Here is a 24152-nt window from a genome sequence, read left to right on the forward strand (position 1 = left end):
CAGGATTGGAAGTCCGCCATGAACCAGTTCGCGATACTCTACGGCGAGCGGTTCACCCACGCCGCCTACGGCGGCTTTCGATAACCCGGCCAACTGGCCAGTTCAACCAACCGCCTCACACACAGAAATCCGGACACTCTCTCTGATCGGCCTGAGCGCCATTGAAATCGAGCTGACCGAGGTGTTCGGCATCAAGGTGGATCTGCGCACCGCGCAGGAACTGAGCAGCCATTTCCGAGAGGAAGTGCTTCAACAAGCACGGATGCTCTACCCCGCAGCCCAGCACATTCCGAACGCCGAGACCCGCGCCGCGATGGAAGAATCCCGCACCATCATGGCCAGCCGCCGGGCGCGTTTCGCCTCGGCTGAGGCGCTGTTCGCCAGCCTCGAACAAGGGCGCGACGAATAACCCGCGCCTCGCACCACATCGCATTCAGAACAACAGAACCCATGGTCGAACCCCGCCCGAAATCCATCGCCTCGACACAATCCCTGTCCAGCTTCGTCAAGTCCATCTGCGACATCATGCGGCGCTCGAACTGCGCCAGCGCCTTGCAGTACGTGCCCGAGCTGACGTGGATCCTGTTCCTGCGCATCCTCGACGCCCAGGAAAACAAGTCCCGCGACGAAGCCGAGGCGGTGGGCGAGGACTTCACGCCCGCGCTGCAGGCGCCGTACCGCTGGCAGGACTGGGCTGCGCCCTGCCATGTCGAACGCGAGGACCGCACCCCCGAAGGCCAGCTTGTCGGCTGGAAGCGCCAGCAGTTGCAGGGCCGCACGGGCGACCTCTTCGCCTTCATCAACAAGGACTTGCTGCCCTACCTGCACGGACTCGACACGCTGCCCGATGGCCGCCCGAACCCGTCCGCCAGCCCGAAGCAGCGCGTCATCGGCCGCATCATGACGGCGGTCGAGCGCGTGCGCGTCGATTCGGAAACCGACTTCCACGACATCCTGGACCGCATCCACACCATCCAGATCGATCACATCGACGACACCCATTTCTTCACCCTGTCGCAGGTGTACGAAGACCTGCTGCTGAAGATGGGCGAGAAGAACTCCGACGGCGGCCAGTTCTTCACGCCCCGCGAAGTCGTGCGCGCCATGGTCGCCACGCTGAACCCGGTCTTCGGAGAAACCGTCTACGACCCGTGCTGCGGCACGGGCGGCTTCCTGGCGCAGTCCTACGAGTGGATGAGCCGGCGCATGGGCGATCAGGCCACCGGCACCGACCTGGAGCGCCTCAAGCACGACACCTTCTTCGGCCGCGAGAAGGAGAACCTTGTCTTCCCGATCGCGCTGGCCAACCTCGTGCTGCACGGCATCGACCAGCCCAACCTCTGGCACGGCAACACGCTGGCCGACCAGCCGACCTACGCCGGCCTGTTCGAACAGGCGCCGTCCACCTTCGACGTGATCCTGACCAACCCGCCCTTCGGCGGCAAGGAGAGCAGCGAAACCCAGGACCGCTACAGCTTCCAGTCCAGCGCGACGCAGGTGCTGTTCCTGCAACACCTGCTGGACGAACTGGCGCTGCCAAACGATGAGCAGCCCGGCGGGCGCTGCGGTGTGGTGCTCGACGAGGGCTTGCTGTTCCGCACCAACGAATCGGCCTTCGTCGAGACCAAGCGCCGGCTGCTGGACGAGTGCGAGCTGTGGTGCATCGTCAGCCTGCCGGGGGGCGTGTTCTCGACGGCCGGCGCGGGCGTGAAGACCAACCTGCTGTTCTTCACCAAGGGCCGCCCGACCGAGCGCACCTGGTACTACGACCTCTCGCACGTGAAGATGGGCAAGAAGTCGCCAATGACGCTGGCGCACTTCGGCTGGAACCCGGATTTCACGCTGATCACCGACGACACGGCACTGCCGGCTTCGCTGGTCGAGGACTGGCACACCCGCGAAGGCCACGCGGACCAGCCGTTCCCTACCTTTGCCCGATTGCTGGATCGGCGCGGCAAGCCCGAGGCCGATAGCGATGTTTCCTGGACGATCGACCTGGCTGCTCGCCGCGCCCAGGCCCGTGCTGACATGGCGCCGCACGAGGCCGAGGCTGTTCGTTGTCGCGAAGAGTCCGTGGCGTTCAAGGAGCAGATGGCTGCGCTGAAGAAGGCCAAGGCAACCGAGGCCGAGTGGCTTGCGGTTCAGCAGCAGTGGCAGACAGCGGAAAAGGCAGCGCGTGAAGCGCAGGCCCGCGCCACAGCGATCGATGCGGCGGCGTTCGACCTCAAGGCGGTCAATCCGAATGTGCGCGTCACGCGGGACACCCGCTCGCCCGATGAAATCCTTGATGCCATTGCGGCGCATGGCCTGCAGGTAACGATGGCCCTGGATCGTCTGCGCCAACTGGGTGTTTCCAGAAACCTTTGATCGAATTGGGCATACCGGGTGTCCACATGGCCCGGCGATTCAAACGGATTCTCAGAAGCCCCCGCTTGTTCAGCGATCTCTCAGGTCGCCCCTGCGCCTGCATCCCTGAGAATCGGGCGCAATGAGTGACAAATGGATCGTCCATGACTTCGACCAGGCGCCCGAGCGTTCTCCGCGCCTGCCGGGGCGTGGGCCACTGCAGGTCAAGCGCACGGACCGGGAGCGCAGGTCATTGCACGGCGCGCTACTGGTTTCCGTCCTGCTCCATGTGCTGCTGCTGAGCCAACTGGTCGGCGGTGACGGGCAGGGGCTTGCGGGCTTCGTGCTGCCTTGGCAGGAGCGGCGGATTGCGGTGCCCGATGTGCAGGTGGTACTGGCCCCGCTGCCGGCCACGCCACTGGCCGAGCCTGCGGACCCAGCGAGCGCGGTGCCGGTGCAGCGGGCGTCGATCCGATCTTTGCCGGTCGATGTGCCAACCCCGAAGCCACTCGCGCCGCCCGTGCCGCGACCGCGTGACCGTGTGGTGGTCGATGTGCCCGCGCCCAAGCCCGCTGCGCCGGTCGAGTCGGTGCGCACCACCGTGGCCGATGCGGCCCCAGTGAACGTGCCTCCTCGGGCCGATGTGCCCGATCGTGCGCCACCACCGCCACCGCCGCTTTCACCCCGGCCGAGCCCGGAACCGACCGTCCTCACCGCGGAACCAGTCGAAACACCCACCCCGGTCGTGCCGGCTGCACCCCCCGCACCAGCGGTGCCCATCGCGGTCGCGCCGAGTGCGTCGAGCCCTGATCCCGCCGCGCTGGCTGCGCGAGAAGCCGTGCTGGAGGCACAGCGACAGGACGCCGCCCGCGCCGAGCTTGCGCGGCTGGAGGCCGAACGCAGGGAAGCCGCGCGTCTGGCTGCCGCCGCCCAGCAGGAAGCCCAGCGGCAGGAAGCTGCACGCCAGTCGACCGCCCGTGCCGAGGCTGTGCGGCTGGAAGCGGAACGGCAAGAGGCGGCGCGACAGGCGGCAGCGCAATTGGCACAACAGGAAGCGCAGCGGCAGGAAGCTGCTCGGCAGGCCACAGCCCGTGCCGAGGCAGCGCGGCTGGAAGCGGAACGCCAGGAAGCCGCTCGACGGGCCGCCGCGCTGGTGGATGCGCAGCGACAGGAGGCTGCGCGTCAGGCCGCGGTCCGCGCCGAGGCCACGCGGCTGGAGGCCGAACGCCAGGAGGCTGCGCGGAAGGCCGTGGCACAGCAAGAAGCCGCGCGTATCCAGGCTGTTCAAGACGCGGCGGCGAAACGGGAAGCCGTGCTCCGGGCGATCGGGCGCCAGCTCGACGAGGAGAACGCCCGGCGTGACGCCGCCGCGAACGCCGCCCGCTCGCCCAATGCGCTCCCCCTGTCGCTGAGCACCGCCCGCCGAGTCAGGCTGTGGGGACACACCAACCCCAACGCCGATCTCGTCGCCTACGCGCAGGCGTGGGCCTCGAAGATCCAGCTCAACACCTTGCCCGACAAGGTCCGCGAGGTGGCGAAGCGCCCGCACACGCCCGCCACGGTCACCGTGGCCGTCCGGAGCGATGGATCCGTGGAGTCGGTGACCGTCGAGGTTTCCAGCGGCGTGGCGGACATCGACGACGCCATTCGCCGCATCATCGACACCCAGCGGCCCTACCCGGTGTTCCCGCCGGCGCTGGCCCGCGAGTTCGACGTGGTCGAGATCCGCCGGACCTGGTACTTCGACGCCGCCGTCCGACTGCACTGACGCCGGTCAGTTCGCCATCGGCACAGTCTGCGCGTCGTGCTTCTGCCGGTGAATGGCGCGGCTGGCCCGGTTTTCCTGGTGGCGCAGGTGGCGGCGCTCGGCGGGTGTGACCGTGCCGTCTGCCTTGGCGGCAACTTCGGTGCTGTGGATACGCGCTTCGCGTCGCTCCAGCCGGATCGTTTCACGGGGCGTCAACTGGCCGGAGGCGACGCCGTTGGCGATGCGCTGCTGCTGGTGGGCCTGGCGCTGGTCGATGCGCGAGGTGGCCATGGCGAGGCTGCTGACGGTCAAAAGGACGGCGGCGCTGAGCAGGGTCTGAATCGTCTTCATCACAGGTTCCTCGGGGTTGCGTGACATGGAAGAAATTTCCATGCGGGTTCAACGCGGCAGAACGTGGCGCTGATGACCGGCGCCGTGCGCTTTTTGGCATCGGTGACTTCATGCCGCTTGTGCATAACCCCCACCCTTGCCGGCATGACTCCCCATTTCCCCGCCTTCGGCGCGGAAACCACGCATGCGCGCGGCCGTCCGCCGCAGTAATCTCCGCTCCCCTTTTGAAACTCCGGTGCAACCACCGGACCCCAGGAGCGTTCTGATGACCCAATCCTTGTCCCCCGCCGAACTGGCTTTGCGTGAAGCCGCGCTGGAATACCACCGCTCGCCGGTACGGGGCAAGATCGCCGTCACCCCGCTGAAGCCGCTGATGAACCAGCGCGACCTGTCGCTGGCGTACTCGCCCGGCGTCGCCTATCCCTGCCTGGCGATCGAGAAAGACCCGTCGCTCGCCGCCGAGTACACCACGCGCGCCAACCACGTCGGCGTCATCACCAACGGCACCGCGGTGCTCGGCTTGGGCGACATCGGCCCGCTGGCGTCCAAGCCGGTGATGGAGGGCAAGGGCTGCCTGTTCAAGAAGTTCGCCGGCATCGACGTGTTCGACATCGAACTGGCCGAGCGCGACCCGGACAAGCTGGTCGAGATCATCGCCGCGCTGGAGCCGACGCTCGGCGGCATCAACCTCGAAGACATCAAGGCGCCCGAGTGCTTCTACATCGAGAAGAAGCTGCGCGAGCGCATGAAGATCCCCGTGTTCCACGACGACCAGCACGGCACCGCGATCATCTCCGGCGCCGCCCTGCTGAACGGCCTGGAGCTGGTCGGCAAGGCGATCGGCGACGTGCGGCTGGTGGTGTCGGGCGCGGGGGCGGCGGCGATTGCCTGCCTGGACCTGATGGTCGGGCTGGGCGTGCGGATCGAGAACATCTTCGTCTGCGACTCCAAGGGCGTGATCCGCGAAGGCCGTGGCGACAAGCTGGACGAGTCCAAGCAACGCTACTGCCAGAAGACCGACATGAAGACGCTGGCCGAGGTGATCGTCGGCGCCGACGTGTTCCTGGGCTGCTCGGCCGCGGGCGTGATGACCGGCGAGATGGTCACCAGCATGGGCACGCAGCCGATCATCCTGGCGCTGGCCAACCCCGAGCCAGAGATCCGCCCCGAGATCGCCAAGGCGGCGCGCCCGGACTGCATCATCGCCACCGGCCGTTCGGACTACCCGAACCAGGTCAACAACGTCCTGTGCTTCCCCTACATCTTCCGCGGCGCGCTGGACTGCGGCGCCACCAAGATCACCGAGGCGATGAAGCTGGCGTGCGTGCGCGAGATCGCAGCGCTGGCGAAGGAAGAAACCAGCGACGAGGTGGCGGCCGCCTACGCCGGGCAGGAACTGCAGTTCGGCCCCGAGTACCTGATCCCGAAGCCCTTCGACGCCCGCCTGATCCTGCGCATCGCGCCGGCGGTGGCGGCCGCGGCCGCAGAGTCCGGCGTCGCCGAGCGCCCGATCACCGACCTGGTCGCCTACCGCGAATCGCTGACCCGCTATGTCTACCAGACCGGCATGTTCATGCGCCCGGTGTTCGCCGCCGCCAAGCGCAACCCGTCGCGTGTCGTCTACGCCGAGGGCGAGGACGAGCGCGTGCTGCGCGCGGTGCAGGCGGTGCTGACCGAAGGCATGGCGCAGCCGATCCTGGTGGGCCGTCCGTCGGTGATCCAGATGCGCATCGAGCGCGCCGGCCTGCGGCTGAAGCCGGGGGTCGATTTCGAGGTGGTGAACCCCGAGGACGACGCCCGTTTCCGCGCCTGCTGGGAGGAATACCACCGCCTGATGAAGCGCGACGGTGTGTCGGTCGAAGCGGCCAAGGCCGCGGTGCGCCGCTCGACGACGCTGATCGCGACCATGCTGCTCAAGCTCGGCCACGCCGACGCGATGCTGTGCGGGCTGCACGGGCGCTACGACAGCCACTTCGAGTACGTGAAGAACGTCATCGGCCAGCGGGCGGGGGCCAAGGTGTTCGCCACGATGAACGCGCTGATGCTGGAAGAGCACAACCTCTTCATCACCGACACCTTCATCAACGAGCAGCCCACGGCCGAGGAGCTGGCCGAGATCGCGCTGATGGCGGCCGAGGAAGTGCGCCGCTTCGGCATGCCGCCCAAGGTGGCCTTCCTGTCGCATTCGATGTTCGGCACCTCGCACCGGCCGTCTGCCCAGCGTGTGCGCGCGGCGCGGGATCTGTTCGTGGCCCGCTCGCCCGAGATCGAGTGCGACGGCGAGATGCACGGGGACGCGGCGCTGTCCGAGGCCATCCGCCGCAACATCCTGCCGGACTCGTCGCTGTCGGGTGCAGCCAATGTGCTGGTGCTGCCCAACATCGACGCGGCCAACATCCTGTTCAACGTGCTCAAGGTGACGGCGGGCAAGGGCGTGACGGTCGGGCCGATCCTGCTGGGTGCGGCGGCGCCGGTGCATATCCTGACGCCGTCGGCCTCGATGCGCCGGGTGGTGAACATGACGGCGCTGGCCGTGGCGGATGCGGCGGCCGTACGTCTTTCTTCGTAACCACCGTGTTCTAGTTGGCGGTCAATAATCGGCGGATTGTTTTGTCAGATCCCCACGGAGACCGCCCCATGCCCCGCAATACCAAGATCGTTGCCACCCTCGGCCCCGCTTCGTCCGACCCGGTCGTGCTGGAGCGGCTGATCCGGGCCGGGGTGGACGTGGTACGGCTGAACTTCAGCCACGGCAAGGCGCAGGACCACATCGACCGCGCCAGCCTGGTGCGCGAGATTGCCGCCCGCGTCGGCAAGCCGGTAGCGATCATGGCCGACCTGCAGGGGCCGAAGATCCGGGTCGGCAAGTTCGCCGAAGGCAAGGTCCAGCTGGAGAACGGCGAGAAGTTCGTGCTCGACGCCGCCCGCACCGAGCCGGGTGACATCCACGGTGTGGGCCTGGACTACAAGGAACTGCCGCGCGACGTGCGCCCTGGCGACACGCTGCTGCTCAACGACGGCCTGATCGTGCTGGTGGTCGAGCTGGTCAAGGGCGACAAGGTCCATACCGTCGTCAAGGTTGGCGGCGAGCTGTCCAACAACAAGGGCATCAACAAGCAGGGCGGCGGTCTGACCGCGCCCGCGCTGACCTCCAAGGACATGGAGGACATCAAGACGGCGATGTCCTTCCAGTGCGAGTACCTGGCGGTGAGCTTCCCCAAGAGCGCCATCGACATGGAAATGGCGCGCCAGTTGGCCAACGTGGCCGGCGAGCCGTGGCGCCACAAGCCGGGCATGATTGCCAAGATCGAGCGCACCGAGGCCATCCCCCAGCTCGAAGCCATCATGAAGGCCAGCGACGGCATCATGGTCGCCCGCGGGGATCTGGCCGTGGAAGTGGGCAACGCGGCGGTGCCGGCGCTGCAGAAGAAGATGATCCGCATGGCCCGCGAGATGGACAAGGTCGCCATCACCGCCACGCAGATGATGGAGTCGATGATCCAGAACCCGGTGCCGACCCGCGCCGAAGTGTCGGACGTGGCCAACGCGGTGCTCGACGGCACGGACGCGGTGATGCTCTCGGCCGAGACCGCCGCCGGCAAGTACCCGGTCGAGACAGTCGAGCAGATGGTCGCCATCGCCATGGCCGCCGAAGCCGCCGAAGAGGTCAAGCTCGACGCCAACTTCACCAACAAGACCTTCGCCCGCATCGACCAGTCGATCGCGATGGGCGCGCTGTTCACGGCCTACCACCTGGGTTGCAAGGCGATCCTGGCGCTGACCGAGTCCGGCTCGACCGCACTCTGGATGAGCCGCTACAAGACCGACGTGCCGATCTATGCGCTCACGTCGCAGGTGCTGTCGGAGCGCAAGATGGCGCTCTACCGCAACGTGCGCCCGATCCTGATGGCCAAGTTCGAGGACCGTGACCTGGCGCTGGCAGCGGCCGAGGCGCTGCTGGTCGAGCGCGGTGTGCTCAAGCCGGGTGACACCTACGCCATCACCTGCGGCGAGCCGATGGGCTATCCGGGCGGCACGAACATGCTGAAGGTCTGCCGCGTCGGCTGAGTCGGCTGAACTAGAATCTTGGGGAGTTACAAAGCGGTTTCAACGGCCGCTGCCGCCGGTTCCTGTCACTCTCTGAGGTCTTCCCATGCCCCTCGTTTCCATGCGCCAACTGCTGGACCACGCCGCCGAACACGGCTACGGTATTCCGGCTTTCAACGTCAACAACCTGGAGCAGGTCCAGGCCGTGATGGCCGCGGCCGACGCGGTCGGCGCGCCGGTGATCCTGCAGGCCTCGGCCGGGGCCCGCGAGTACGCGGGCGGGCACATCATCAAGCACCTGATCCAGGCCGCCGTCGAAGCCTATCCGCACATCCCGCTGGTCATGCACCAGGACCACGGCCAGACCCCGGCGATCTGCCAGGGCGCGATCGACCTGGGTTTCGGCTCGGTGATGATGGACGGATCGCTGCGCGCCGACGGCAAGACCCCGGCCGACTTCGACTACAACGTGGACGTGACCCGCAAGGTCGTCGAGATGGCGCACCGGGTCGGTGTGACTGTCGAGGGTGAGCTGGGCTGCCTGGGTAACCTGGAAACCGGTGACGCAGGCGAAGAAGACGGCATCGGCGCCGTGGGCAAGCTGGACCACAGCCAGATGCTGACCGATCCCGAAGAAGCCGCTGTTTTCGTCAAGGCCACGCAGCTCGACGCACTGGCGATCGCCATCGGCACCAGCCACGGCGCCTACAAGTTCAGCCGCAAGCCCACCGGTGACATTCTGGCGATCAGCCGCGTCAAGGAAATCCACAAGCGCATCCCCAACACCCACCTGGTGATGCACGGCTCCTCGTCGGTGCCGCAGGATCTGCTGGCGATCATCAACCAGTACGGCGGCAAGATGAAGGAAACCTACGGCGTGCCGGTCGAGGAGATCCAGGAAGCCATCAAGTTCGGCGTGCGCAAGATCAACATCGACACCGACATCCGCCTGGCGATGACCGGTGCGGTGCGCAAGTTCCTGTTCGAGAACCCGGACAAGTTCGACGCCCGCGAGTGGCTCAAGCCCGCCCGCGAAGCCGCCCTGCAGATCTGCAAGCAGCGCTACCTGGAGTTCGGCTGCGAAGGCCAGGCCGGCAAGATCCAGGGCATCCCGCTGACGGTGGTGGCCCAGATGTACAGCCGCGGCGAGCTGGCGCAGCAGGTGGTCTGAGCCTCGGCGCCACCGTTGGCGCCACACCCGATCCGCGACGGCCCGTTTCTGACGGGCCGTTTTGCATGGGCATGCGCCCTACAATCGGCCCCGATTTCCGCCCTTCCGACCCTCTGCCGTGACCTCTGCCGTGACCGCTGCCCTGCACAACTCCAGCCTCCATTCCCTGCCCCTGCTCGCCCGCGGCAAGGTGCGTGACAACTACGCCGTCGGCGAAGACCGCATCCTGATGGTCGCCACGGACCGCCTGTCCGCCTTCGACGTGATCATGGGCGAGCCGATTCCGGGCAAGGGCGCGCTGCTGACGCGGGTGGCGCTGTTCTGGTTCGCGCGCCTGGGCCACCTCGTGCCGAACCACCTGACCGGCGAAGACCCGCTGAGCGTGGTCGCCCCGGACGAGGTGGCACAGGTGCGTGACCGCTCGATGCTGGTCAAGCGCCTGAAGCCGCTGCCGGTCGAGGCGGTGGTGCGCGGCTACCTGGCCGGCAGTGGGTGGAAGGAATACCAGGAGAGCCAGTCGGTCTGCGGCGTTGCGCTGCCGGCTGGTCTGACCAACGCGGCCAAGCTGCCCGCACCGATCTTCACGCCCGCCACGAAGGCCGACGTGGGCGACCACGACGAGAACATCGCCTTCGCGCGCATGGTCGAGATCATCGGCCTCGACCTCGCCACCCGCGTGCGCGACGTGTCGATCCAGCTTTACCAGACGGCGGCCGATTTCGCGCTGACCCGCGGCATCATCATCGCCGACACCAAGTTCGAGTTCGGTCTGGACGAGGACGGCACGCTGACACTGATGGACGAGGTGCTGACGCCCGACTCGTCGCGTTACTGGCCCGTCGAGCAGTACGACGCCGCGCTGGCGGCCGGTGCCAACCCGCCGAGCTTCGACAAGCAGTACCTGCGCGACTGGCTCGACACCGCGCAGGTCGACGGCCGCCCCTGGGGCAAGACGGCGCCTGCGCCCGCACTGCCGGACGAGGTCATTGCCCACACTACCGCCAAGTACCAGGAAGCCCTGGACCGGCTGATGGGCTGAGAGATCAGAACACCGCCATGCTGAGCTTGCGGCGGTAGAGGTCGATCACCGGATCGCCCGGCACGACCACGGCCTTGCCGGCGATCTCGACCGCGCCCTTCTTGGCCTCCGGTGCCGCGGTCTTCGGCGCGGGCTTGGTCAACAGCTCCAGGATCGCCACGTAGGTCTTGCGCGCCAAGCCGTCATTCCAGGCCTTGTCGCGCATCAGGATCTCCAGCAGCTCGTCCATCGCCTCGGTGAAGGCCTCGCAGGCCATCAGCAGTTGCGCACGCTCGTAGCGGGCGTCGAAATCGCGCTTGCTGGTGGCAATGGCGGCGTCCAGCGTGGCCATGTCGCGGGCCGTGGCAACCCGCTCGCAGGCGGTCAGCCACACGCCGAGGGCGGCGATGCGGGTGTCCAGCATCGCCTTGGGGGCCATCGGGGCGTAGACCTGGCGCGCTTCGGTGACGTGGCCGTCCTGCAGCAGCAGCCGGGCGAAGTCGAAGCGGGTCACGTCGTTGGACGGGTCGGTGGCCAGCGCCTGCTGCAGCTTGTTGAGCGCGGAGACGGTGTCGCCGTCCTCGATCAGGGCTTCGGCTTCTTCGGTCTCGACGGCGGCTTCCACCTCGGCTGCGCTGGGGACGTGCTTGTCGAGGAACTCGCGGATCTGCGCCGCGGGGATGGCGCCGACGAAGCCGTCCACCGGCTGGCCCTGGCTGAACATCACGCAGAACGGGATCGAGCGCACGCCGAACATCTTGCTGAGCTGTTCGGCGATCTCGGGCACTTCGTCGGCGTTGAGCTTGGCCAGCACGAAGCGGCCTTCGTAGGCGGTTTCGAGCTGTTCGAGCACCGGGCCGAGCTGCTTGCACGGGCCGCACCACGGCGCCCAGATGTCGAGCAGCACGGGCTGCTGCATCGAGCCCTGGATCAGTTCGGCTTCGAAATTCTGGAGGGTGATATCGATCATCGGGGTCTACCTGGGGTGGGGGCGTGGCCTGTGGGAACTGTCCGGTGGCCGGTGGCGCCTAAAATCTCGCCTTTGTCCAGCCCGGAGTCTGCCTTGAACAGCGCAACGCCCGTGGTCGGCATCGTCATGGGGTCCAACAGCGACTGGGACACCATGAAGAACGCCGCCCAGATTCTCGCCGACTTCGGCGTGCCCTTCGAAGCCCAGGTCGTCTCGGCGCACCGCATGCCCGACGACATGTTCCGCTACGCCGAATCGGCGCGCGCCCGCGGTCTGCAGGCCATCATCGCCGGTGCCGGTGGCGCCGCCCACCTGCCGGGCATGCTCGCGGCCAAGACGCCGGTGCCGGTACTCGGCGTGCCGGTGGCCAGCAAGCACCTGCAGGGCGTGGACTCGCTGCACTCGATCGTGCAGATGCCCAAGGGCGTGCCGGTGGCGACGTTTGCCATCGGCGTGGCGGGTGCCGCCAACGCGGCGCTGTTCGCGGTCGCGCTGCTGGCCAACCACGACGAGCGGCTGCGCGAGGCGCTGGACGCCTTCCGCGCTCGCCAGACCGAGGCCGCCCGCGCCATGACGCTCGGCCCGCTGGACGGTCAGGGCTGATGCGCATGGCCTTGAATGGACGGTTTCCCCGACTCCTGCCCGGTGACTGCAGCGCCGCCGACCCGACCCGCCCGGTGACGCTGGGCGTGATGGGTGGCGGCCAGCTCGGCCGCATGTTCGTCCACGCTGCACAGCAGCTTGGCTTCCGCACCGCGGTGCTGGAGCCGGACGCGACCAGCCCGGCCGGCACGGTCGCCCATGTCCACGTGAACGCCGGCTACCTCGACGCCGCCGGCCTGCAGCGCCTGGCCGACGAGGCTGACGCGATCACGACCGAATTCGAGAACGTGCCCGCCGACGCACTGCGCCAGCTGGCCGCGCGCCGCCCTGTGGCGCCCTCGGGCGACGCGGTGGCCGTGTGCCAGGACCGTGCCGACGAGAAGGCACATTTCACCGACTGCGGCGTGCCGGTGGCGCCTTACGCGGTGATCGACAGCGCAGCGGCGCTGGCTGCGGTCGGCGACGAGCTGCTGCCAGGCATCCTTAAGACCGCCCGCATGGGCTACGACGGCAAGGGCCAGATCCGTGTCGCCGACCGGGCGGAACTGGCCGCTGGCTGGGCCGAACTCGGCGGCGCGGTGTGCGTGCTGGAAAAGCGCCTGCCGCTGGCGTTCGAGGTCAGCGTGCTGATCGCCCGTGGGGGGGATGGCCGCGTGGTGGCTTTCCCGCTGCAGCAGAACCTGCACCGCGACGGCATCCTGGCCGTCACCACGGTGCCTGCCCCGGCCGGCACGCCTGCACTCGAAGCCGAGGCCATCGGCTGTGCGGCGCGCATCGCGGCGGACCTGGGCTACGTCGGCGTGCTGTGCATCGAGTTCTTCATCCTCGACGATGGTTCGCTCGTCGCCAACGAGATGGCGCCGCGCCCGCACAACTCCGGCCACCACACGATCGACTCGTGCGACGTGTCGCAGTTCGACCTGCAGGTGCGCGCGATGGCCGGGCTGCCGCTGGTCAAGCCGCGGCTGCACTCGCCGACCGTGATGCTCAACCTGCTGGGCGACCTGTGGTTCGACGCGCAAGGCGCCGAACGGACGCCGGACTGGGCGGCCGTGCTGGCGCTGCCGGGGGCGCATCTGCACCTCTATGGCAAGGCATCGGCGCGTCCCGGCCGCAAGATGGGCCACCTGACGGTCACGGCAGCGACGCCTGCCGCGGCGCGCGACATGGCGCTGCAGGCGGCGGCGCTGCTCGGCCTGCCGGCGTTCTGAACGGGTGATGGCATGGCACGGCTGATCGACGCGACCACCGCTGCGCACCTCGCTGCGGCATTGCCCGACGCGGTGGCGCGGCTGGTGGCGGGCGAACTGGTGGCGTTTCCGACCGAGACGGTCTACGGCCTGGGGGCGCGTGCGGACCAAGCCGGAGCGGTGGCGAAGATCTTCACGGCCAAGGGCCGCCCGAGCGACCATCCGCTGATCGTGCATGTGGCCGATGTGGCGGGCGCGTCCGCGTTTGCGGCGGAGCTGCCGCTGGTCGCGCAACGGCTGATGGCGGCGTTCTGGCCGGGGCCGCTGACGGTGATCGTGCCGCGCCGTGCCGGCATCGGCGCCGAGGCCGCGGGGGGGCAGGACACGGTCGGCCTGCGCTGTCCGGACCACCCGGTCGCGCTGGCGCTGCTGCGCGCGGCGGCCGATGCGGGCGTGCCTGGCGTGGCGGCACCGAGCGCCAACCGTTTCGGCCGCGTCAGCCCGACCCAGGCCGCGCACGTCGCCAGCGAATTCGAGGCCGAGCCGGACCTGCGGGTGCTGGATGGCGGCGACTGCGCCGTCGGCATCGAGTCGGCGATCGTCGATTGCAGCCGCGGGCACCCGGTGCTGCTGCGGCCGGGTCGGCTGACGGTGGCGGAGATCGAGGCGGCGGCGGGCGAGCCGCTGCGTGCCCGTGACGCCACCGCGCCGCGCGCCTCCGGCACGCTGGAGGCGCACTATGCGCCGCAGGCCAAGGTGCGCCTGATGACCGCGGCGCAGCTGGATGCGGCCTTGACCGTCTGGGCATCGAGCGGCAACAAGCCTTCATCTGCGGCGCCGACGCTGGCGGTATATTCCCGCAGCCGGCGGCCGGCGGTGGCGGGTGTGGTGCTGCATCGAATGCCGGGTGACGCGGCGGCCGTGGCGCACGAACTGTTTGCGGTGCTGCGGACGCTGGATGCGACCCGCGCGCCTCTGATCTGGGTGGAAACACCCCCGCCGTTGCCCGAGTGGGACGGCGTCCGTGACCGGCTGCAGCGGGCCGCGGCGGCCTGAGCCCGAGTCCGAACCGGACGAACTGGAGTTTGCATGCGTGTTCTGAAGTCTCTCCTCGCCCCGGCGCTGTTCGCCGCCCTGCTCGGTGGCTGCGGCGGTTCGTCGTCGCGGGTCGAGAACTATGTGCCGACCCGGCTGGTGGCCTTCGGTGACGAGCTGAGTCTGGTCAATCCGAATGGCAGCAAGTACACCGTCAACGCGCTCAAGGCCGACGGCGTGACGCTCGACTGCGTCACCTACCCGGTCTGGCCGCAGGTGGTCGCCGACGGTTACGGCATGTTGTTTCCTGAGTGCAACCCGAACGCCATTGCCACCACGGTCGCGGTGATGAAGGCCAGCGTCGGCGCCAAGGTGGCCGATGTCGCCGCGGCCGTCGCGGCCTTTCAGGCAACGTCCGTGTTCACGCCGCAGACGCTGGTGACGGTCATGGCCGGCCAGCACGACATCCTGGCGGCCTACGCGGCCTACGACGCCGGCACGCTCACCCGTGCCCAGGCCAAGACGCAGGTCACCGCGGTGGGCAAGACGCTGGGCGCGCTGGTCAACAGCATGGCCAACCAGGGCTCCGGCGCCCGGGTGCTGTATGCCACGCCGCCCAACCTCGGCTACTCGCCCTACGCCACTGCCGAAGTCACCCGCACTGGCGACGCCGACCGCGCGACGCTGCTGAAAGAGCTGACGATCGACTTCACGGAGGGTCTGCGCCTGCAGGTGCTCAACGACGGCCGCTACACCGGGCTGATCACCGGGGACGAGCTGACCATCAGCATGACCGACCCGACCAAGCTGCTGGCCAACGGGCTGACCAACACCGCAGAGGCCGCCTGTCTGTCCAGTGCCCCACTGCCGACCTGCAGCACGGCCACCATGGTCAGCGGCGCTGCCGGTGTCGGAACCGCCTACCTGTGGGCCGACGCGCAGCACCCGGGTGTGTCGTTCCAGAGCCGGGTTGGCATCGCGGCACTCAACCGCGCGCGCAACAACCCGTTCTGACCCTGCCGGCTGCCGTGCCCCGCGTCAGCGTGGTGCCATCGACCAGCCCACCACCGCATCCAGCACCGCCCGCGCCTCGGCGCTGGCGGCCTGCGGGTGGTTCACCATCACCACGACCACATGGCGGTGGCCATCGGGGCCATGCACCACGCCGGCCAGCGCGGCGACATTGGCCAGCGAGCCGGTTTTCACATGCGCTCGCCCGCTGGCGGACACCACGCGCCGCGCCGTCGTCTCGGTGCCCGCCACCGGCAGCGAGCCCAGCAGCTCCGGCATCCACGGCTGTGTCCAGGCCCATTGCAGCAGCCGGCCCAGGCAGCGGGCGCTGATGCGCTCGTCGCGCGAGAGGCCGGAGCCGTTGTCGATCACCAGCTCGTCGTCCCGGCAACCCTGCGACTGCACCAGCGCCTGCACCTCGGCACGCGCACCCTCCCAGGTGGCCGGCTGCTCGGGCTGACCGGGGCTGAGCGCCAGCATCAGGTGCTGGGCGATGGTGTTGTTGCTGTGCTTGTTCATGTCGCGCAGCACCTCGGGCAGCGCCGGCGACAGCCCATCGACCACCAGCGTCGCTCCGGCGGGCACCCGGCCCTCGCGCACCCGTCCGCGCAGGCGCCCGCCCAGCGCGAGCCACTGTCCTTCGATCGCCCGTGCGTTGAACCCCGCTGGATCGGGCCAGGCCAGCGGCCACACCGTTTCGCCACACGCCGCAGGCAGGCCGCCACCGAAACGCGGCCGCACGGGATCGCTGACATCAAGCTTCAGCCCAGTGCGCCAGTCCTGACACGGACCACCCGTCAGCGGCACCGTCGCCGGCCACTGCACGCCGGCCAGCGCCGTGTCCGTCGACACCCGGGCCACGCCGCGTGCAGGGTCCGGCCGGAACGTCAGCAGGACGCTCTTCTGGTTCACCATCAGCGCATCCGGCCGCACGTTGTACGGCTTCAGCGGCTCGCCGTCGAAGGCACCGGGATCGACCACCGGGATCGCGAACGCGCTGCGGTCGAGCACGAGATCACCGCGCAGCTCCGGCCCCGTCACTGCCATCACCTGCCGCAGCAGCAACCACAGCCGCTCGTTGACCAGCCGCGGATCGCCGCGGCCCTGCACGTAGAGCTGGCTGCCATCCGTGTAGACCGGTGTGTGCCACTGGAACAGCGGGCCGAGCCGGTCCAGCGCGGCCATCGACGTGACCAGCTTCATCACCGACGCGGGGTGTGCGCGTGTGCTGGACTGGTGTGCCAGCCAGGCCGGGCCGCCCTCGACGGGTGCGACCCAGGCGTACAGGCTGTCCTCGGGCAGTTGGGCCCGGGCCAGCGCGGCGCGCACGGGGTCGGGCAAGGGCGTCTGGGCGGCGACGCAAAGACTGAACGCTGCGCAGGCCAGCAGCAAGGGCAGGAAACGGGGCGGCATCGGCATGCCGGGATCATACGAAGGTGCGCCGGGTCGGCCGGTACACTGGCGGCCATGTCTGCTCCCCGATCCGCCCCCCGCCTGCTGGCCCTCGACACCGCCACCGACACCGTCCACCTGGCCCTGGTGCAGGGGGAGGATGCGCTGGTGCGGGCGCTGCCCGGCGGTGCGCAGTCGTCGGCCGCGCTGCTGCCGGCGATCCGGGCACTGCTGGACGCCGCGGGCCTCGCGCTGCGCGATCTGGACGCCATCGCCTTCGGCCACGGTCCCGGCGCGTTCACCGGCCTGCGCACGGCCTGTGCGGTGGCGCAGGGGCTGGCGGTCGGCGCGGATCGGCCGCTGCTGGCGCTCGATACGCTCGCTGCGCTGGCCGAATCGGCACGGCAGCAGGGCGAGACGGCCGATGCGGTCTGGAGCGTGCTCGACGCGCGCATGGGCGAGGTCTACGCTGTGCGCTGGTGCCGCGGGGTGGACGGTGGCTGGACCGCTGACGTGCCGGTGGCGCTCTACAGCCCCGCCGCGCTGGCCGAGGCGATCGCGCAGGCGCCTGCGCCACTGGCCGGCAATGCGCTGACCGTGCAGACCGAGATGCTGGGGCCGCTGGCGGTGCGGCTCGGGCTGGCAACGTGGCCGGCGGCGGTGCCGGACGGCGCGGCGCTGGCGGTGCTCGCCCGGGTGGCGCAGGCGCGGGGGGCGTGGATCGACCCGGCGCTGGCGCTGCCGCTGTATGTGCGTGACAAGGTCGCCCAGACCACGGTCGAGCGCGAAGCCATCAAGGCCGCCGCCACCGCGGTGGCCGCAGGATCGGCCTGATGCCCGTGGACATGCCAATGTCGATGCCAACGCTGCTGCCGATGGCGGTCCAGTTGCTGGATGCCGTGGTGGGCATCGAGGTGCGGGCGTATCCCTTTCCGTGGAGCCGCGCCAACTTCGTCGATTCGATCGCCGCGGGCCACCTCACCCATTGCCTGGTGGCGCCCGATGGCGAACTGCTGGGCTACCAGGTCGCGATGGCCGGGTTCGAGGAGTGGCACCTGCTCAACGTGACCATCTCGCCGGACCACCAGGGGCGCGGGCTGGCCACGCAGTTGCTGCACCGGCTGATCGACCACGCCCGCAGCACGGGCGCCGAGTGGCTCTGGCTCGAAGTGCGGCCGAGCAACGTGCGGGCGCGGCGGCTGTACGCGCACCTGGGTTTTGCGGAAATCGGCGTGCGCCGCGGGTATTACCCGGACGCCGCGGGGCGGCGCGAGGATGCGCTGGTGCTGCGCCTGCCGCTGCAACCGGCGGTGACGGCGGAGGATGCGGCATGGACGTGACGTACACCGAGCGGCAGCGGGCGATGCTGCAGGAAATGGGCATCCGGGTGTGGGCGGCGCCGGCGCCGGAACCTGTGGTGGTCGACTCTGTGCCGGAGCCCGGCCCGGCCGCAATGCCACCAGCGCCGTCATCTGTGCCCGCCTCGGTGTCGGTGTCGGTGCCTGTCCCTGCAGCCCCTGTGGTTGCCCTGCGGCCGAGCGGCGTGGCGGCGATGGGCTGGGACGAGTTGCGTGCGGCCGTGTCGTCGTGCCGGGCCTGCACGCTGTGCGAGCGGCGCACGCAGACGGTGTTCGGTGTCGGCCACCCGCAGGCGCAGTGGATGCTGATCGGCGAGGCGCCTGGCGAGCAGGAAGACCGGCAGGGCGAGCCGTTTGTCGGCAAGGCAGGGCAGTTGCTCGACAGCATGCTGCGCGCCGTCGGCCTGACGCGCAGCGAGGCGCCGGCGCACGAGCAGGTCTACATCGCCAACGTGCTCAAGTGCCGCCCGCCGCAGAACCGCAACCCGGAGCCGCAGGAGGTGGCGCAGTGCGAGCCCTACCTGCTGCGCCAGATCGCGCTGGTGCAGCCGAAGCTGATCCTGGCGATGGGGCGGTTTGCGGTGCAGTCGCTGCTGAAGACCGGCGAGCCGATCGGGCGGCTGCGCGGGCGGTTGCACGAGGTGCCGGGAATACCCGGCGTGCCGGTGGTCGTGACCTACCACCCGGCCTACCTGCTGCGCAATCCGCTGGACAAGGCGCGGTCGTGGGACGACTTGTGTCTGGCGCGTGAGGTGATGGCCACTCGGTTGCGCGAGTCGGTATAGACCATGAAGCTGAGCATTGTCGTTCCATTCAAGGATCCGGACCCGGTCCATTTTTCCGAGATGCTGGCGGGTATCTCGGCGGCGGACTTCTCGATTTTTTCCTTTGTTGAATTGGTGTTGGTGAATGATGGCGGTACCGAGCGCTGTCAACAGGAAATCGCCGATTTTTCTCGCATCAGCCCGACGCTACCTGTCCGGCTGATCGAGCTGCCGATCAACCGGGGTGTTTCTCATGCCCGTAACATCGGAATGGCAGAGTCACAAGGCGACTGGATCGCGCTGCATGATGCCGATGACATCAGCATGCCCGATCGGTTCGTGAAGTCGGCCTTGTTCTTGCAGCAGAATCCGGAATTGATTGCCGTGGCGGGCGATCTGCAGGTTTTCAATGAGCACGACAATGTGCTGTTCATGCGCCTGTTTCCGCCGGACCACGACGATATTTGTGTCGATAATCTGTTCTATTGTGCAATGGCGCAGACTGCACTGATGGTCAATCGCGCGCTTTGGTCGAAAAGCCGGGTGCAATATACCGACAAGATGGACATGGCGCAGGACTGGGATTTCATGATCCGCCTCGGCCATCATGGAAAACTGGCCAATCTCGCGATACCTCTGGTGCGTTATCGCCAGCATCCCAAGCAGCGCAGCAGTGCGATCAGCGGTGAAGCTGCAAACAGCCATGTGCGCGGCATCTGGGCGCGCCAGCTGGGGTATTTGGGGGCCGATATTGATCCCGCCTTGCTGCAAGTTCACGGGCATTTGTCGCCCTATTGGCTGTGGCAGATTTCCGATATCGAGCAGGCTTGGGCGTTGTCCCCACGAGATGTTGACCGTTGGTGCCAGCACCTGATCAGCAAGAACAGGATCAGTCAATATGTTGACCAAGCCATTCTGGGGCACAAGATTTCTCGCCTGAAGCGCCATTGGCAGGCATGGATCAACAGCGGCGATCCGGCGACACAAATTCAATCCTTGTTCTGAAAATAGTTGATGGCAATATCTTCTTCAAAGATGACCATGTACCCATTTTCACAACCCCACATGCCGGAAACCGAGCGAGCTTCGCTGACGGAGGCGCTTCGTCGTGCGCACACGTATCTGGAGTTTGGCATGGGCGGCAGCACAACCTTGGCCGCGTGGCTGAAGGTGGCTAATATTGTTGCGATCGAATCAAGCCAGGAATGGCGTGAAAAAACCGCGGCTGAAATTGCCAAGATTGATACCAGCAGCCAAGTGGTGCTCTTGTTTGCCAACATCGGAGAAACCGGTGCATGGGGTTTTCCGAGCAACCTGCAGCATCAGGCGCAATGGCCCAGTTATTACACGGACGCTTGGGCTGCCATCAGGGCACGTTCGCTCAGTCCGGATCTGGTGCTGGTCGATGGCCGTTTCAGAGTGCCTTGTTTCCTGTATTCATTGTTGAATCTGAAGCCGGGTGCGGTGATCTTGTGGGACGATTATTGCAACAGGCCGGAATACCATGTGGTTGAACAACATCTGGCGCCGAATGTCTGCCACGGCAACATGGCAATGTTCATGGTTCCCGCCGCTGTTGACGTGCCTGAAATACTGGCCGCGCTGTTTGAACATCGGTATCTGGTGAATTGACGCTTCCCGGTGTGACCGGGTCGAGCGGGTGTCCACGGAAGTCAGGCGACCTCACTTCGCCACCGTTGCGGCCGCATGCGCGCCCCCCAGGAACAACCGCTCGATGTTCGGATCCGCCAGCAGCTCGCCCGCCGGCTTCTGCAGCACCCGCCGCCCCGACTCCAGCGCGATCGCCTCGTCCGAGATCTTCAGCGCGCTCTTGACGTTCTGCTCGACCATCAGCACGGTCGTGCCCTGGTCGGCCAGCCCGCGCAGCAGCTTGAACACGTCGGCCACCACCAGCGGCGACAGCCCGATGGACGGTTCGTCGATCAGCAGCACCTTCGGGCGGATCAGCAACGCACGGCCGATTTCGAGCTGTTTCTGCTCGCCGCCGGAGAGCGCCGACGCCTGGCTGTGCAGCCGCTCGGCGACGCGGGGGAAGCGCTTGAGCACCTCGGGGATGCGCTCGTGCGTGGTCTTCATGCCCAGCGTGATGCCGCCGAGTTCCAGGTTCTGCCAGACGGTGAGCTGGCCGAACAGGTTGCGGCCCTGCGGCACGAAGGCGATGCCGTGCTGGACCAGCAGATCCTTGGCGTTCGCCCCGGTGATGTCCTGTCCGTCGAGGCGGATGTGGCCGTTGCGCACCTTCAGCAGGCCGAACAGCGTCTTCAGCACCGTGGACTTGCCCGCGCCGTTCGGGCCGATCAGCAGCGTGATCGCGCCGCGCCGGGCCTTGAAGCTCAGGTTGTTGAGGATCATGAAGTCGCCGTAGCCGGCGAGCACGTTCTCGAATTCGATGGCGTGCGTGGCGGCGGCGGTGTTGGCTTGTCCAGACATGGTTCAGCTCCCGAGGTAGGCGTCCAGCACCTGCTTGTTGGCGCGGATCTCGGCCGGTGTGCCGATGGCCATCACCTTGCCTTCGACCATGACGAGGATGCGGTGGCACAGGTCCATCACGAAGTCCATGTTGTGCTCGATGACGACGAAGCTGCTGACCTTGCCACCCGTGCGGCCCTTCTCGTTGAGCTGCTTGAGCAGGGTGCTGATGCCACCGACCAGGCTCGGGTTGACGCCCGCACAGGGTTCGTCGAGCAGCACCAGGTCCGGCTCGCTCATGAACGCCATCGCGATGTCCACCAGCTTCTGCTGGCCGTAGCTCAGCTCGCCGGCCTTCTTGTCGGCGACATGGCGGATGCGGAACAGGTCGATCAGCTCGTCGGCCTTCTTGCCGAGACCCGAGTCACCGGGCGCGAACATGCGGCTGAACATCGTGCCCTGGTGTTCCTGGGCGGCGACGATCAGGTTGTCGCGCACGGTCATCTTGCCGAAGACCTGCAGCGTCTGGAAGGTTCTCCCGACGCCGCGCTGGTTGAGTTCGAGCGGGCTGAGCTTGGTGATGTCGCGGCCGTTGAGTTCGATCTGGCCGGCGTCCGGCGTGATCTGGCCGAGCACGCTGTTGAACATCGTCGTCTTGCCGGAGCCGTTCGGGCCGATGACGCCGAAGATCTCGCCGGGCATCACCTCGAACGACACGCCGCCGACCGCCTGGATGGCGCCGTAGGCTTTTTTCAGGTCCGTGACCTTGAGCAGGGGAGCCGTCATGGTTCATTGGCCTTTCTTGGCAGCTTGTTCGGCCGCTGCAGCGGACGCCGCACGGGCAGCCGACGCTTCCCGCGCCTGGCGACGCGCCTTGAGCCGATCGGGGATGCTCAGCAGGCCATCCGGCAGCCACAGCATCAGCAGCACGACCAGCGCACCGAAGACGAACAGGTACCACGCCTGCGCGAACCGCAGCCATTCCGGCAGCAGCACGCCCACCGCCGACCCCAGCACCGGCCCGAAGAAGTACCCCGGCCCGCCGACCACCACCATCAGGTACATCATGATCGACGCGCCCACGGTGAACGGTGCCGGCTCGATGAACTGCACCAGCGAGCCGAACAGCGCGCCCGCCACGCCGGCATAGACCGCGCCGATCGCGAAGGCCAGCAGCGTGTAGCGCTGGATGTTGATGCCCAGGCTCTCGGCGCGGATCGGGTTGTCGCGCAGCGCCGTGAACGCCTTGCCCCACGGCGAGCGCAGCAGGCCCCACAGCAGCCCCGCCAGGATCAGCGCCACCGCCAGCACGAAGTAGTAGTAGGGCAGCGCGCCGTCCAGCGAGTAGCCGAACAGGCTAGGCCGGGTGATGCCGTTGATGCCGAAGGTGCCGCCGGTCAGCCACTCCTCGTTGCGCATCACCAGCCAGACGGCGGTGTTGAAGCCCAGCGTGGCAAAGGCGAGGTAGATCGCCTGCACCCGCAGCGCCGGGAAGCCCAGCAGCACGCCGATGACGAAGCACAGCACCATCGCGCTCGGCAGTCCGATCCAGAAGCTCACGCCGTGCTGCAGCAGGATCGCCACCGTGTAGGCGCCGATGCCGAAGAAGGCGGCGTGGCCGAGCGATTTCTGGCCGGCGTAGCCGACGGTCAGGTTCAGGCCCATCGTGGCGATGATGAAGATGAGCCAGGTGGTGAAGAGGTAGACGCCGTAGTTCTTGAGCAGCGGCGGGGCGGCGAGCAGCAGGACCAGGATGGCCAGCGCACCGAGCTTGTGGAGTGTTTTCATGGTGGGGGTGTCCTTGGGCAGCGGTGGGGTGTCAGACCTTGCGCATTTCCTTCTTGCCCATCAGGCCTTCCGGCTTGAACAGGATCACGGCCATGAACAGGACCAGCGCGACCGCGTCCTTGTAGGCCGGCGAGACGTAGGCGGCGGCGAGGTTTTCCGCCACGCCGACGATGATCCCGCCCAGCAGCGCGCCCCGCGAGTTGTTGAAGCCGCCAATGATGGCCGCGAAGAATGCCTTGTTGCCCAGCCCCTCGCCCATGTCGAACTTGGCGAGGTAGGTCGGCGTCACCAGCAGCGCGGCGGCGCAGGCCAGCAGCGCGTTCACGGCGAAGGTATAGAACACCATGCGCGGCACGTTGATGCCGAGCACGGTGGCGCTCTCGGTGTTCTGCGCGACGGCCTGCATCGCGCGGCCGGTGACGGTCTTGGCCAGGAGCGCCTGGGTACCGAGCACCAGCGCCAGCGCCAGGACCAGGGTGCCGACGTCGGCGGCGGTGATGGTCACGCCGCCGATGTTGAACAGTGCCTCGCCGAACAGGCTCGGGAAGGGGTGGGCTTCGGCGCTGTAGCCGGCGCGCACGCCGTTGCGCATCGCGATCGACAGGCCGATGGTGGCGACCACGATCGGCATCAGGCCGTGGCGCAGCAGCGGATCGGCGATGCCGCGCTTGAAGCCCCAGCCGAGCACGACCACGCCGACCACGCAGGTGACGATGAACGCGATCGGCAGCGGCAGCCCGAACGCAGAGAAGGCCAGCATCGTGAACGCGGGCAGCATCACGAACTCGCCTTGGGCGAAGTTGATGGTGCCCGACGCCTGCCACAGCAGCGTGAAGCCCAGCGCGGCCAGCGCGTAGATGCTGCCGGTGGCGACACCGGAGAACAGCAGTTGGAAGAAGTCGGTCATGGTGTCCTCTCGAAGCGCGTCGAG

The 24152-nt window shown here is 67.8% G+C and carries 23 protein-coding genes; 16 read left to right on the top strand and 7 right to left on the bottom strand.

The features are described 5' to 3' along the window. Positions 1-181 precede the first annotated feature (181 nt). From RMP06_RS10445 to RMP06_RS10455, 3 genes are all read left to right on the top strand, one after another. Positions 182-409 (top strand): hypothetical protein, encoded by a 228-nt coding sequence (locus RMP06_RS10445; protein ID WP_310461717.1) that lies wholly within the window; start codon positions 182-184, stop codon positions 407-409. Between the two features lie 41 nt (positions 410-450). Then, a complete protein-coding gene (locus tag RMP06_RS10450) occupies positions 451-2367 on the top strand; it encodes a class I SAM-dependent DNA methyltransferase (RefSeq protein WP_310461718.1) in 1917 nt (638 codons plus the stop codon). A 121-nt stretch (positions 2368-2488) separates the two neighbouring features. Beyond that, entirely contained in the window at positions 2489-4114 is a 1626-nt protein-coding gene (locus RMP06_RS10455; RefSeq protein WP_310461719.1) for a TonB C-terminal domain-containing protein, read from the top strand. A 6-nt stretch (positions 4115-4120) separates the two neighbouring features. Here RMP06_RS10455 and RMP06_RS10460 read toward each other — a convergent pair whose 3' ends face one another. After that, positions 4121-4444, bottom strand: coding sequence for a hypothetical protein (locus RMP06_RS10460; protein WP_310461720.1), 324 nt, complete (start codon positions 4442-4444; stop codon positions 4121-4123). Positions 4445-4709: 265 nt separating this feature from the next. Here RMP06_RS10460 and RMP06_RS10465 point away from each other — a divergent pair, with 265 nt between their 5' ends. From RMP06_RS10465 to RMP06_RS10480, 4 genes are all read left to right on the top strand, one after another. Then, entirely contained in the window at positions 4710-7013 is a 2304-nt protein-coding gene (locus RMP06_RS10465; protein WP_310461721.1) for an NADP-dependent malic enzyme, read from the top strand. Between the two features lie 68 nt (positions 7014-7081). Continuing rightward, complete coding sequence (gene pyk / locus RMP06_RS10470) at positions 7082-8512, top strand: pyruvate kinase (protein WP_310461722.1); 1431 nt, start codon at positions 7082-7084, stop codon at positions 8510-8512. Positions 8513-8597: 85 nt separating this feature from the next. Then, positions 8598-9662, top strand: coding sequence for a class II fructose-bisphosphate aldolase (gene fba, locus RMP06_RS10475; RefSeq protein ID WP_310461723.1), 1065 nt, complete (start codon positions 8598-8600; stop codon positions 9660-9662). Positions 9663-9792: 130 nt separating this feature from the next. After that, on the top strand, positions 9793-10701 hold the full coding sequence (locus RMP06_RS10480; RefSeq protein ID WP_310461840.1) for a phosphoribosylaminoimidazolesuccinocarboxamide synthase: 909 nt from the start codon (positions 9793-9795) through the stop codon (positions 10699-10701). A gap of 4 nt (positions 10702-10705) precedes the next feature. Here RMP06_RS10480 and RMP06_RS10485 read toward each other — a convergent pair whose 3' ends face one another. After that, on the bottom strand, positions 10706-11650 hold the full coding sequence (locus RMP06_RS10485; RefSeq protein WP_310461724.1) for a tetratricopeptide repeat protein: 945 nt from the start codon (positions 11648-11650) through the stop codon (positions 10706-10708). Between the two features lie 126 nt (positions 11651-11776). Here RMP06_RS10485 and purE point away from each other — a divergent pair, with 126 nt between their 5' ends. Genes purE through RMP06_RS10505 form a run of 4 tightly spaced genes read left to right on the top strand, consistent with a single transcriptional unit; the run spans position 11777 to position 15492 of the window. Further along, entirely contained in the window at positions 11777-12253 is a 477-nt protein-coding gene (gene purE, locus RMP06_RS10490; protein ID WP_310461841.1) for a 5-(carboxyamino)imidazole ribonucleotide mutase, read from the top strand. Positions 12254-12258: 5 nt separating this feature from the next. Beyond that, the gene (locus tag RMP06_RS10495) at positions 12259-13464 is read left to right on the top strand and encodes a 5-(carboxyamino)imidazole ribonucleotide synthase (protein WP_310461725.1); all 1206 of its coding nucleotides are present in this window, start codon (positions 12259-12261) and stop codon (positions 13462-13464) included. Between the two features lie 12 nt (positions 13465-13476). Beyond that, a complete protein-coding gene (locus RMP06_RS10500) occupies positions 13477-14499 on the top strand; it encodes an L-threonylcarbamoyladenylate synthase (protein ID WP_310461726.1) in 1023 nt (340 codons plus the stop codon). 33 nt (positions 14500-14532) lie between these two features. Beyond that, the gene (locus RMP06_RS10505) at positions 14533-15492 is read left to right on the top strand and encodes an SGNH/GDSL hydrolase family protein (protein WP_310461727.1); all 960 of its coding nucleotides are present in this window, start codon (positions 14533-14535) and stop codon (positions 15490-15492) included. 24 nt (positions 15493-15516) lie between these two features. Here the strand turns inward: RMP06_RS10505 and dacB are convergent, their stop codons facing one another. Then, positions 15517-16908, bottom strand: a complete 1392-nt coding sequence (gene dacB / locus RMP06_RS10510) for a D-alanyl-D-alanine carboxypeptidase/D-alanyl-D-alanine endopeptidase (protein ID WP_310461728.1) — start codon at positions 16906-16908, stop codon at positions 15517-15519. Positions 16909-16956: 48 nt separating this feature from the next. On the opposite strand from dacB, the gene tsaB reads away from it, so the two are divergent. The 5 genes from tsaB to RMP06_RS10535 are packed head-to-tail and all read left to right on the top strand — an operon-like array spanning position 16957 to position 20635. Further along, on the top strand, positions 16957-17715 hold the full coding sequence (gene tsaB / locus RMP06_RS10515) for a tRNA (adenosine(37)-N6)-threonylcarbamoyltransferase complex dimerization subunit type 1 TsaB (protein ID WP_310461729.1): 759 nt from the start codon (positions 16957-16959) through the stop codon (positions 17713-17715). Further along, positions 17715-18221: a ribosomal protein S18-alanine N-acetyltransferase gene (gene rimI, locus RMP06_RS10520; RefSeq protein WP_310461730.1), complete on the top strand. Its 507-nt coding sequence runs from the start codon at positions 17715-17717 to the stop codon at positions 18219-18221. Before tsaB ends, rimI begins: the two co-directional genes overlap by 1 nt. Then, positions 18212-19024 (top strand): uracil-DNA glycosylase, encoded by an 813-nt coding sequence (locus RMP06_RS10525; protein WP_409050146.1) that lies wholly within the window; start codon positions 18212-18214, stop codon positions 19022-19024. The genes rimI and RMP06_RS10525 overlap by 10 nt, the downstream gene beginning before the upstream one ends. Before the next feature lie 3 nt (positions 19025-19027). Next, positions 19028-20008: a glycosyltransferase gene (locus RMP06_RS10530; protein ID WP_310461731.1), complete on the top strand. Its 981-nt coding sequence runs from the start codon at positions 19028-19030 to the stop codon at positions 20006-20008. Between the two features lie 60 nt (positions 20009-20068). Beyond that, positions 20069-20635, top strand: a complete 567-nt coding sequence (locus RMP06_RS10535; protein WP_310461732.1) for a hypothetical protein — start codon at positions 20069-20071, stop codon at positions 20633-20635. Between the two features lie 51 nt (positions 20636-20686). On the opposite strand, the gene RMP06_RS10540 is transcribed toward RMP06_RS10535, so the two are convergent. The 4 genes from RMP06_RS10540 to RMP06_RS10555 are packed head-to-tail and all read right to left on the bottom strand — an operon-like array spanning position 20687 to position 24128. Further along, positions 20687-21454 (bottom strand): ABC transporter ATP-binding protein, encoded by a 768-nt coding sequence (locus tag RMP06_RS10540; protein WP_310461733.1) that lies wholly within the window; start codon positions 21452-21454, stop codon positions 20687-20689. Between the two features lie 3 nt (positions 21455-21457). Further along, the gene (locus tag RMP06_RS10545) at positions 21458-22219 is read right to left on the bottom strand and encodes an ABC transporter ATP-binding protein (RefSeq protein ID WP_310461734.1); all 762 of its coding nucleotides are present in this window, start codon (positions 22217-22219) and stop codon (positions 21458-21460) included. A gap of 3 nt (positions 22220-22222) precedes the next feature. Next, on the bottom strand, positions 22223-23221 hold the full coding sequence (locus RMP06_RS10550; RefSeq protein WP_310461735.1) for a branched-chain amino acid ABC transporter permease: 999 nt from the start codon (positions 23219-23221) through the stop codon (positions 22223-22225). A gap of 31 nt (positions 23222-23252) precedes the next feature. Further along, positions 23253-24128 carry a branched-chain amino acid ABC transporter permease gene (locus tag RMP06_RS10555; RefSeq protein ID WP_310461736.1) on the bottom strand — a complete coding sequence of 292 codons (876 nt, stop codon included), beginning with the start codon at positions 24126-24128 and terminating at the stop codon, positions 23253-23255. Between the last annotated feature and the right edge of the window lie 24 nt (positions 24129-24152).

It is taken from the genome of Sphaerotilus sp., from assembly GCF_031429695.1.
Lineage (GTDB): Bacteria > Pseudomonadota > Gammaproteobacteria > Burkholderiales > Burkholderiaceae_C > Sphaerotilus.